The organism is Mesorhizobium sp. M7A.F.Ca.US.006.04.2.1, from assembly GCF_004022915.1.
Taxonomy (GTDB): Bacteria; Pseudomonadota; Alphaproteobacteria; order Rhizobiales; family Rhizobiaceae; genus Mesorhizobium; species Mesorhizobium ciceri.
Genome location: NZ_RZQA01000127.1, coordinates 1 through 10,178 on the forward strand (window position 1 = coordinate 1; position 10,178 = coordinate 10,178).

8 protein-coding genes and 1 pseudogene are annotated in these 10,178 nt (G+C 63.2%); 3 read left to right on the forward strand and 6 right to left on the reverse strand.

Annotated features, from left to right (window positions below; translation table 11 throughout):
* A pseudogene (locus EN925_RS09640) lies at positions 1-385 on the forward strand (serine/threonine protein phosphatase); the annotation flags it as partial.
* Positions 386-450: 65 nt separating this feature from the next.
* On the opposite strand, the gene EN925_RS09645 reads toward EN925_RS09640, so the two are convergent.
* From EN925_RS09645 to EN925_RS09670, 6 genes are all read right to left on the reverse strand, one after another.
* Positions 451-2,838: a polysaccharide biosynthesis tyrosine autokinase gene (locus tag EN925_RS09645; RefSeq protein WP_027164272.1), complete on the reverse strand. Its 2,388-nt coding sequence runs from the start codon at positions 2,836-2,838 to the stop codon at positions 451-453.
* 235 nt (positions 2,839-3,073) lie between these two features.
* A complete protein-coding gene (locus tag EN925_RS09650) occupies positions 3,074-3,970 on the reverse strand; it encodes a UTP--glucose-1-phosphate uridylyltransferase (protein WP_128336487.1) in 897 nt (298 codons plus the stop codon).
* 74 nt (positions 3,971-4,044) lie between these two features.
* Positions 4,045-5,013: a glycosyltransferase family 2 protein gene (locus EN925_RS09655; protein WP_027164271.1), complete on the reverse strand. Its 969-nt coding sequence runs from the start codon at positions 5,011-5,013 to the stop codon at positions 4,045-4,047.
* Positions 5,003-5,953: a glycosyltransferase family 2 protein gene (locus tag EN925_RS09660; protein WP_127369355.1), complete on the reverse strand. Its 951-nt coding sequence runs from the start codon at positions 5,951-5,953 to the stop codon at positions 5,003-5,005. The genes EN925_RS09655 and EN925_RS09660 overlap by 11 nt, the downstream gene beginning before the upstream one ends.
* Positions 5,953-6,945 (reverse strand): glycosyltransferase family 2 protein, encoded by a 993-nt coding sequence (locus EN925_RS09665; protein ID WP_063173531.1) that lies wholly within the window; start codon positions 6,943-6,945, stop codon positions 5,953-5,955. Before EN925_RS09665 ends, EN925_RS09660 begins: the two co-directional genes overlap by 1 nt.
* A 43-nt stretch (positions 6,946-6,988) precedes the next feature.
* Complete coding sequence (locus tag EN925_RS09670; protein WP_127369356.1) at positions 6,989-8,161, reverse strand: glycosyltransferase; 1,173 nt, start codon at positions 8,159-8,161, stop codon at positions 6,989-6,991.
* Positions 8,162-8,346: 185 nt separating this feature from the next.
* Here EN925_RS09670 and EN925_RS09675 point away from each other — a divergent pair, with 185 nt between their 5' ends.
* Both EN925_RS09675 and EN925_RS09680 read left to right on the forward strand, forming a co-directional pair.
* Positions 8,347-9,843, forward strand: coding sequence for a lipopolysaccharide biosynthesis protein (locus EN925_RS09675; protein WP_013528104.1), 1,497 nt, complete (start codon positions 8,347-8,349; stop codon positions 9,841-9,843).
* Between the two features lie 52 nt (positions 9,844-9,895).
* On the forward strand, positions 9,896-10,178 hold a 283-nt coding region (locus EN925_RS09680; RefSeq protein ID WP_164894170.1), incomplete at its 3' end, for a phosphoribosyltransferase.

Sequence of the window (10,178 nt, forward strand, 5' to 3'; positions counted from 1 at the left end):
CATCGATCCGGCGCGCCTCACCAGCCTCTACGGGAGCAGCGCGCAGATCGACCGGCGCATAAGGGAGATCATTCCGGACGATCACGTCAGCTTCCTGCGCGGGCTGCCGATCATGGTCCGTTCGCGGAAGTTCGTGTTTGTCCACGCCGGCATCAGGCCCGGCGTCGACCTTGCGGCGCAAACCGACCATGACCTGATCAACATCCGTTCGGACTTCTTCGAGGCAACGCACCTGCTCGACCGCTGGGTGGTGCACGGGCATACGCCGGTGGATGTCCCGAAGCTCGAAGGGCGCCGGCTCGGCATCGACACGGCCGCCTTCCAGAGCGGACGCCTGACCGCCGTCAGGATCGCCGACAAGCAAGGCAGGCTGATCTTCTCCTGACGCGCAACGATATTCAGGTGTGCTGGCCTGAAGATCGATACACTTCAGAGTGGACCCACTCGACGTCAGACCGGCGCCTTGCCGCGCACTTCCGACTTTTCCAGATAGTAGCTCGAATATTTATCGAAGAATTTTTCCGAGCCGCCGAACGATCCGTATTTGGCCAGTTTCTTCAAATCGACCTTGTTCAGCACCGCGCCGACGATCTTGTTGGCGACATAGGGTTCGGATTCCAGCATCGACCTGACCATCGCGCGCGGGGTGCGCCCCCACTCGGTGACCAGTACAAAACCGTCGACCAATGGCGCGAAGGCCTTGGCGTCGACCACCGGTCCGAGCGGCGGCAGATCGACGACGATGTATTCGAACGTCTCCTTGGCGTTCTCGATGAAGCGCCGCATGCCGGCCGAGGAGAGAAGTTCGCTGGTATGCGAGAAGTGACCGCGCAGCACCGCCGGGATGATCGCCAGCTTCGTCTGCCTGTCGATCTTGCCGACGGACTGCCAGGTCTGGCCGCCGACCACCGCTTCCATCAAGCCCTGCTCGGTTTCCATGCCAAGGCCTCGGCTGAGGCCGGGATTGCGCAAGTCGCCGTCGATCAGCAGCGTCTTGGAGCCATTGGCGGCAAGCAAGCCGGCGAGATTTGCCGCGACCGTCGACTTGCCCTCGCCGGGAAGCACCGAGATGATGCCGATGACGCGGCTGCCTTGCCCTTCCATCACGACGTCGAAGGCGATCTTGGCGCTGCGCAGCGTTTCGGAGAACATCGAGGCTGGAGAATCGATGCTGACCCGCATGCGCGCCCGCTTTTCGGCTGAAGACAGCGATTGGGTGGTCTTGGCGTCCACCTGGGTCTCGCCCGGCTTTTCTTCCTTGCCGAGCTTGCCGCCGATCGTCGGCAGGTAGCCGAGGAATTTCAGGTTGACGCGGTCGCGCACGTCCTCGCCGGTCCTGAAGAAGCGTTCGTTAAACTCGTTCAGGCCACCAAAGCCGGCGCCCATCAGCAGGCCAAGCACCAGCGAAAGTCCGAGCACGACGATGGTGCGCGGGCTTGAGGCCGTCATCGGCATCGACGCGTCGGAGATGATGCGGATCTTGCCGACCGGGAAGGACTGCTGCTGCGCGGCTTCCTCGTAACGACCCAGGAATGTCTGATAGAGCGTGGTGAGCGCCGTCGCCTGCTGATCGAGTTCACGCAGCTTGACTTGCGTCTGGTTGTCGACGGAACTCTTGCCTTGCGCGGCCGCGACGTTGGCCCTGAGCGCGGTCTCGCGTGCCTGCGCCACCTCATATTCGTTGCGATAGCTTTCGGTCAGCTGCTTCAGCTCGCCGAAAATCTGCGTCGATATGTCGGCCTTCTCCTTGGAGAGAGCCACCGCCTGCGGGTGCTCGGGGCCGAAATTCGCCTCGACGTCCTGCAGCCGCTTGGCCACCGTGAGGTAGCGGGTCTTGAGCGCCGATATGACCGAGCTGCTTGGCTGGTCGCTCGATATGGCGGCATCCTTGAAAGCGTTTTCGGAGCCGCTGTCGACGATGGCCTTGTACTGCTGGTAGCGGGCGCTGGCGCGTGCGGTGTCGGCCTGCGCCACGATAAGCTGGGCGTTGAGGTCGGAAAGCTGCTTGTCGCTCATCAGCTGGCCATCGCTGTTGGCCGCCAGCCCATGTTCAGCCCTGAATTTCTCAACCGCGAGCGAAGCTGCCTGCGAGCTCTGGCGCAGCTCCGTCAACCGGCCCTGCAGCCAGACCGCAGCCCGCTCGGTGGCATCGAAGCTGGCATCGAGCTGATCGGCGAGATAGGCATCGGCATAGGCCTTGGTGATGGCGTTTGCCAAGGCCGGATCCGTCGCCTGATAGCCGAGCGCGATGACGTAGCTTCGGCCGACGCGTTCCGCCCGGATCTCGTTCTGCAGCTTGAGGATCGCGTAGTCGCGGCGCGACGTGGCGATCAGCGCATCGCGGGCGGCCGGGTCGAGCTTGCTGAAGTCAGCGCCACCCGGCATGGAAGAGCTGGGGCGGACATACTGGATCAGGCTGCGGATGAGGCCTATGCCTTGGGCAAGCGCCGACTGGGGCGGATTCATGAACGTGTCGTTCTGGTCGAGCTTCAGCTTGTCGACGACCACGGCGGCAAGCCGCGTCGAGGTCAGGATCTCGATCTGGCTCAGGATGGCGGAATCGGTCTGCATGGTTGTCGACGTCGCCGAAATGTCGTCGACGATCTTGTTCAAGCCCTCGTCGATCAGCACGCTGGCGATCGACTGATATTTGGGCGGCGTTGTCTGCAAATAGAGCAGGCCCAGGAAGAGACCGATGACGGCACACACGGCAACCACCTTGGCCTGCCGTGCGGCCATGCCAAGCAGCCGCTCGATATCGATGAAGTCTTCGCCGTCTCCTGCGTCCGAATTCGGCAATGGCATCCTCTTGTCGAGAGGAAAGTTGGCATAATTCATCTTCGGTCCAATTCTAGAGCCGGTCCTATTCCGATTGATCGCAATTGGCTCTATCTTACTGTTTCAACATGATCTTTTCCGGAAACCGGGACCCACTTTCAGGGATCATGCCTTGGCTTGCAGGCGCCTCGAAGATCGGGAGCATCGCCAGAGCAATGCAAGCGTCGTGCCAGACGGAGAGAACCTGCCGGCCCCTCTTCGCCGGCCATCTGACGATACTCCCGAAAGATGGGCATTATGCGGCTTCTTCCTGGCGTTCATGCGACCGGACGAACTCCTGAAGCATCTCGAAAACCGGACCCTTCATGTCGTCGCGCGCCAGCGCGAAGGCGATGTTGGCCTGGATGAACCCTTCCTTGGAACCACAGTCGAACATGCGGCCGAGGAAAGGCTGGGCGAAGAACGGCTGATCCTTCGACAGACGAACCATGGCATCCGTCAGTTGAATCTCGTTGCCGGCGCCGCGCTGCTGATTGCCCAGGAGCGCGAAAATCTCCGGCTGCAGGATGTAGCGGCCGTTGATGTAGAAATTCGAAGGCGCATTGGCCGGCGCCGGCTTCTCGACCATGGCCGTCACCTCGAAACCGCCGCCGATCTCGGCGCCACGGCCAACGATGCCATATTTGTTGGTCTCGCTGGGTTCGCAACGCTCGACGGCGATTACGTTGCCGCCCGTGCGCTCATAAAGCTCGACGGTTTCGGCGAGGCATCCGCGACCGCCGAAGCACACCATGCCCGGCAGCAGCAAGGCGAAGCGCTCGTTGCCGCTAACCTCGCGCGCGCACCAGACGGCATGGCCGAGGCCTTGCGGGGATTGCTGGCGGATGAAGCTGGTGGCGCCGGCCACAGGCAGCATGCTTTCGAGCGCCTCCAGCTGGGTCTTCTTGCCGGTCTGCTCCAGGGTGCCGATCAATTCCGGATGCAGGTCGAAATAGTCCTCGATCACCGCCTTGTTGCGACCGGTCACGAAGACGATGTGCTCGATGCCCGCCTCGAAGGCCTCGTCCACCGCATATTGGACGACAGGCCTGTCGACGACGGGAAGCATTTCCTTCGGCATCGACTTGGTCGCCGGCAGGAACCGCGTTCCAAGCCCCGCCACCGGTATCACGGCCTTCCTGATTTTCTTCATCGCAAATTCCTTCTGAGGAGATCGACTTCAATCCGTTCACAGGCCACGAAAATTCCCTCCATGTGCCTGCATCTTCACCTCCCCGCCCCGACGGCAAATTGTGCCGCCATTCTTCGCAACCGCACGGCGATCGGCATGCCCATATGCCTGACCGCCGCCGGGTCGCTGAGCGCAGTCCGGATCGCCTTGAGCGGGGACCGCGCCTTGATGTGCTGTACCAGTGACAGAAACGATGCCGCCTTGCGCAGGCTGCGGCCACGCCGCGCGAACGCGGCCTGCGCGGCCTCATCCATCCGATGGGTTTGAGCGAACACGGCATCCGCCCTGCGCATGGCTTCGACGTGGTGAAGCTCGAGCACGCGCGAAATGGAGACGCTGCGAATATGGTAGGCATAGCCGATATCGGGCTCGACGACGCATTTTCCGCCGTTGGCCAGGGCGGCGGCAAAGAGGATGTAGTCTTCGCCGATCCTCAGCTTCTCGTCATAGCGAAGCCGGTTTTCGTTCAGGAACTCGCGCTGGAAGATCGGCTTGAGGTAGCCGAGGTTGAACTTGGATTCGAAGACGACGTTGCCGGCGATGTAGGTGGCCAGCGAAATCTCGCGCAAGCCTTCCAGATATTGCCGCGGAAACATCGCGTCCTCGATAACGCCGTCCTCGCGAACGACCTGCAGATTGTCGACGGCGATCTGGGCATCCGCGCTTTCGGCACGCGCGATCATCCTGGCGAGCCGGCCGGGAAAGACCGCGTCGTCGGAATCGAGAACCGCGATCCATCTGCCGCGGGCGGCATCGAGGCCGGCATTCCTGGCGCCGCCCGGGCCGCGATTGCTTGGCAGGGCGATGACACGGACGATATCCCCGGGATAGGCCCGCGCAACATCGAGCGTCGCATCGCGCGACTTGTCGTCGACGACGATGATTTCGACGCTGACACCCTTCTGGGCGATGGCGCTGGCGATCGCCCGATCAAGGGTCGTCTCGGCATTGTAGGCGGCAATAACGAAGGAAACATCGGGGATAGAGCTGACGTCAGGCTGCACGCTTGCCTCCCTGCTGTGGCGACGGCTGGCCATAGAGGCGGATTTCGCGGATGCCGACGAGGCCGCTGACGACACCAAGATGCATAATGCCGCGCAGCACGCTGCGGTTCCTGCGTACCGGACTGACGACGACCGGAAGTGCCGAGGCGAAGCAATAGATGGCCTTTGCCGAGGCCAGGCCGACCTGCTTGGCCAGACCGATTCCGCTGGCGCTGCTGCCCAGGAGATGGCCATGCGTCTGGCCGACGCGGAAGCGGCGGCGGCCGAGCCAATCGAATGCCGCCCTGGAGCGCGGCACCACCTCCTCGACCCATGCCTCGGGCGAGAAGGCGATGCGGCCGCCTGCCTTGTGCATCTGGTCGAAGAATTCGGTGTCCTCGCCGCCGGTCTGGCCACGCGCCAGGCTGAAGCGGCGGCCGCGCAGGCTGTCCGAGCCCATCCGCAGCAGAACGTTGCAGGTGTAGCCGGTCTGGATCTCGCCGCGCACCCAGACGGGCAAAGTCGAATGGAAATCGCCGCGCCGCATCCAGTCCGGCGCGTCCGGGCGATAGCGCGCCCTGACCGGGCCGAGCACGGCGGCGGCACCGCTTTGCTGCGCCATCGCGACCAGTTCGGCAAGCCATGGCGTCGTGGCCGTCTCGTCGTCATCGATGAAGGCGACGAAATCCGCGGTGCTCGCATCGAGGCAGGCGTTGCGGGCGATCGAGATGTTGCGCGCCGGGGCGTGCTGATAGTGGATCGGCACCGTCAATTCCCGCGACAGCGCCGCCACCAGGTCACGGGCCGATGGGGTGTCGTCATTGTCGGCGACGACGATGCGGACATCGAATCCCACCGGCATCTCCATGGCGTCGAGCGAGCGCAGCGTGTCGGCCAGTTCCGGCCGGCGGAACGTGCAGACGCCGATGTCGATGCTGCGGTCCTTTGCCGACACCGCCATCAGGCCACTCCTCGTCGCGAGCCGAGGCCGAGAAGCTGCAGCCAGAAGCCGACCGACCAGCCAAGATGCATGACCATGGCCGAGACACCGGCCAGCGCAACGTCGGCCTTGCGCTGGCGGATAGCCGCCACTAGCCCGTAGCCCAGGCAAACCGACGCCCACAGCAGCAGCGGCATCGCCGCCAGCCAGTGCACGAAGGAGAAGGCCGCCAGCAGCACCACCGGGAACACCAGCAGCGGCACCATCTGCCTCACCTTCGGGATGACGCGATGCTTCAGTACATTCTTGGCACGCCCGCGACCGTAGCCGAGATACTGGAAATAGAGGCCTGAGAGCGAGGCACGCGGGTAGTAGACCATCTGCGTCTTGCCGCTCATCCAGATCTTGTAGCCGGCCTTGCGCAGGCGATAATCGAGCTCGGCGTCCTCGTTGTGGCTGAACGTTTCGTCATAGCCGCCGACGGCACCGAACGCCGATATCCGCATCAGTGCATGATGGCCGTGATCGATCCACTGTCCCTGCGAAAGATGCCTATGCTTCGAGCCGCCGGTGCCGAGCTTGGAGTTCTGCGCCGCGGCCGCCGCTTTCTGCACGGCACCGCTGCCGCTGGTCAGCATCGAAACGACAACCGAATCCGCTGATGTAGCCAGGGCTTCCTCGACCAGCCGGTCGCAATAATCGTCGGGATAACCGCCATGCGCATCGATGCGGATGAGATAGTCGGCACCATCGCCGAAAGTACCGACGGCGAGATTGATCGCCGCGCTCTGGATACGCCGCTTGTTGTGGAGCAGGATAACCCGCGGGTCCCTGGCAATGACGTCGTCTACGATGGAAAGCGTGCCGTCGGTGCTGCCGCCGTCGGCGACGATGATCCGGGCGCCAAGCCGGGCGGCCGCGGGCCGCAATTGATCGAGCAGCGCACCGATATGGGCGGCTTCGTTCAGGCATGGGATGACGATCAGGCTGGATGAGGGTTTTTCCGTCTGCATCATCAACCTCTGTCCATCTTGCCCCTGTCCATTCCCGGCCATCCTAAGCCAATGCCTCGGCGGCAAACGAACCGGGCACGGCCGTCAGGCTGCGCAGCCGCTCGACAAGCGCACGGCAATCGCTGCGATCGTAGCTCCAGGTTCTCGGGTTGCGCGCCAGAACACGCCCCTTCAGCCTGGCGAAGCGATGCTCCTCCATCTTGCCTAGCGCGGCTTCGAGCGCTTCGGGCGACGCCTGCGGCAACAGCACGCCGATATCCTGCTGCTTGAGGAACCGCCCGGTCTCGGTATTGCCCATCGAGATCGGCACCGCGCCGAAACGACAACCCTCATAGAGCCGGTTGGGCAGAAGCCATTCGGAGTTCTGCCCCGCTTCGAAGAAATCGATCGCCCAGGAAAAATGGACATCGTTGTAGATCGCCGCCATGTCTTCCGGATTGCGGTAGGGCCCGAGAAACGACAGCCATGGCTCGGCCTCGACAAAGCCGTGAAAGTCAGGGAATTCCGACAAAGCCGGACGGCCGCGCAGCACGATCTCGAAGCGGCCCTCCGTGCGGCGGGAGAAATCAGCCAGCAGCTCGAGCGAGCGGCGGCAGCGCAGCGCGCCGAACCAGCCGATCCGCCATGGCGGGCCGACCGGGCTCAATTCAGCCTCCGGAGCGCCGGGCACAATCGTCGCGGCCTCGAAATATTTGTTTTCGACCAGCTCAATGGGTGCCGCGACCTGGCCGAACGGCTTGAAATAATTGGCGATGAAGGCAGGCGAACTGGTCACCAGCAGCTTCACATCCCTGGCCAGAAATCGTTCGGTGGCACGCAGCGCCTTGCCCAGGACATCGTTGCGCAGCACAAGCCGATGAATGTCGAGGCACTCGTATACGATCGGAACCGATGCACCGAAGGCTGACCTGGCGCGGCGGGCAAGCGCCAGCATTTCCAGGTTGCGCGCGACGATGACATCCGGCTTTGGCATGCCGCCCAGCTTCGAGCCTATCGAAACGGCTGCTTTGGCTACGGCCGCGAGGCGTTGGCCGAATCGCCCGTCACGCGTCCCGCCGAGGTCGATCGGGCGCAGTCCCTCGATATCCGCAATCGGATTCGCGGTGCGACGGAATCCGGCCAAGGTGACCTGGGCCCCACCTGCCCTGAGCATCGTGATCCGCCGGCGCACCGCCGGGTCGGAAACGTCGTGCACTAGGTACAAGACATGCAGCATAAAAACTCGACCGCTGTTGGCCCACCCGAGGGAATGCTAGTACAGCTCTTGCTGCATCGCAACATTTTTGCTGCACCAATCGACGTTTTCTGTTGCACTGCAAAATTATTGCCGTAGTTTGTGGTCGGCGGCGGTCGTGGATTTTCGGGCTCGAAAATCCACGTAAAAAATCAGGAATCCTGAATTTGGAAGCCAATGCATTCGATCCGCCAGAAGGCTCCTTGCGCAAATCGGTTGGGCGCGGCGCGGTCGTCACGGCCATGGCGCAATCGGTGCGGGTCGCGACACAGATTCTGTCGGTTATCGTCCTGTCCCGGTTGTTGTCGCCACAGGATTTCGGTGTCGTGGCGATGTGCGCGCCGGTGCTTGCCTTTATCGCACTGTTCCAGGATTTCGGCCTGACCCAGGCAACGATCCAGAAATCAGGCATCCGGCATGAGGAGGTGAACTACCTCTTCTGGATCAATGTCGCCGTCAGCGCGATCCTGGCTTGCGTGCTTGCGGGTGCGGCGCCGCTGGTTGCTGCCTTCTATGGCGAGCCGCGCGTGACAGGTCTGGTGGCTGCGTTCGGGCTGCAGATCATGGCCTATGGGCTTGGCGCCCAGCATCTGGCGCTCTTGACGCGCCGTATGCAGTTCGGCCGGCTGGCCGTCATCGACGTCGCCAGCGCCATCGCCGGGCTTGCCGTGTCGATCGCCTGGACCTTCATCGATCGCTCCTATTGGGCCCTGTTTGCCGGCACGCTGACCGGTGCCGTGCTGCCGACGCTCTGCTACTGGGCGAGTTCGCGCTGGCGTCCGGGCCTGCCGCGCAAGGTCGCCGGCATCGGCGAGCTGATCAATTTCGGCGCCGGCATCACCGGCTTCAACTTCGCCAATTTCTTTGCCCGCAACCTCGACAACGTGCTGATCGGCAAATATTGGGGCGAGGCGCAGCTCGGCCTCTATGACCGCGCCTACAAGCTGCTTCTGTTTCCGCTGAGCCAGATCACCAATCCCTTGTCGAAGGTGATGGTTCCAGCACTTTCCAGGCTGAAGGACGAGCCGGATCGCTACCGCAGCGCCTATCTGCGCGTCATGCCGCTGATCCTGCTGGTGGCGCTTCCCGGTGTCGCCTTCGCCACCGCGATGTCGGATGTGCTGATCCCCTTCGTGCTCGGCGAGCAATGGCGCGCAAGCGCCTCGATTTTCCTGGCGCTCGGCTTTGCCGGGCTGCTGCAGCCGCTCAACAATCCGGCGGGGTGGCTTTTCGTCAGCCAGGGCCGCTCCGGCGATTTCATGCGCTGGGGCATCATAACGGCCGTAACGTCGGTGCTGGCTTTCATGCTCGGCCTGCCCTATGGCGCGCTGGGCGTGGCGATCGCCTATGCGATCAGCGAATATCTGCGGACGCCTTTCCTATGGCTCTATGTCGGCAAGAGCGGACCGCTGCAGGCGCATCATGTGCTGCGCGCGGCAACGCCGTTCGTGCTTGGCGCCCATCTGGCGCTGGCCGCGATCTGGTTCGTCAAGCCAGCGCTGCCGCAGCAGCATGTCGTCGCCCTGGCCAGCAGCGCCGTGTTCGCCTACCTCATCACGATCATCATCGCACTGGCATTCGCCTCCGGCCGCGAAGCCTTGCGCGAGGCGCTCAAGATGCTGCCGGCAAGGCTGCCTGCGGCAGCGCCGCGCGAAGCGCAATAATTTGGGCGTCTTCGACTGCTACGGACATCTCCTCCAGGACCAGGTCTGAACCATGCACTACCGATCGATCTCCGATATGAACGACGCCATCGTCAGGGGCCTGCACCGGCTGCCGCGCGACATCGACCTGGTCGTCGGTGTGCCGAGAAGCGGCGTTTTGGCAGCGACGCTGGTCAGCCTTGCGGCGAACATTCCGATGACCGATCTCGACAGCTTCCTGGCTGGGCGAATCTACACATCAGGCGTCACCAAGCGCCGGGCCGCTCTCGACCGCAAGGTTTCCGAGATGCGCAAGGTGCTGGTGATCGACGACAGCGTCGCCGGCGGCAATGCCA

Bases quoted from the DNA above. Each gene is read 5' to 3' on its own strand.
- EN925_RS09670 (WP_127369356.1), bottom strand. From the start codon at position 8,161: ATGCTGCATGTCTTGTACCTAGTGCACGACGTTTCCGACCCGGCGGTG.
- EN925_RS09660 (WP_127369355.1), bottom strand. From the start codon at position 5,953: ATGGCGGTGTCGGCAAAGGACCGCAGCATCGACATCGGCGTCTGCACG.
- EN925_RS09650 (WP_128336487.1), bottom strand. From the start codon at position 3,970: ATGAAGAAAATCAGGAAGGCCGTGATACCGGTGGCGGGGCTTGGAACG.
- EN925_RS09665 (WP_063173531.1), bottom strand. From the start codon at position 6,945: ATGCAGACGGAAAAACCCTCATCCAGCCTGATCGTCATCCCATGCCTG.
- EN925_RS09645 (WP_027164272.1), bottom strand. From the start codon at position 2,838: ATGAATTATGCCAACTTTCCTCTCGACAAGAGGATGCCATTGCCGAAT.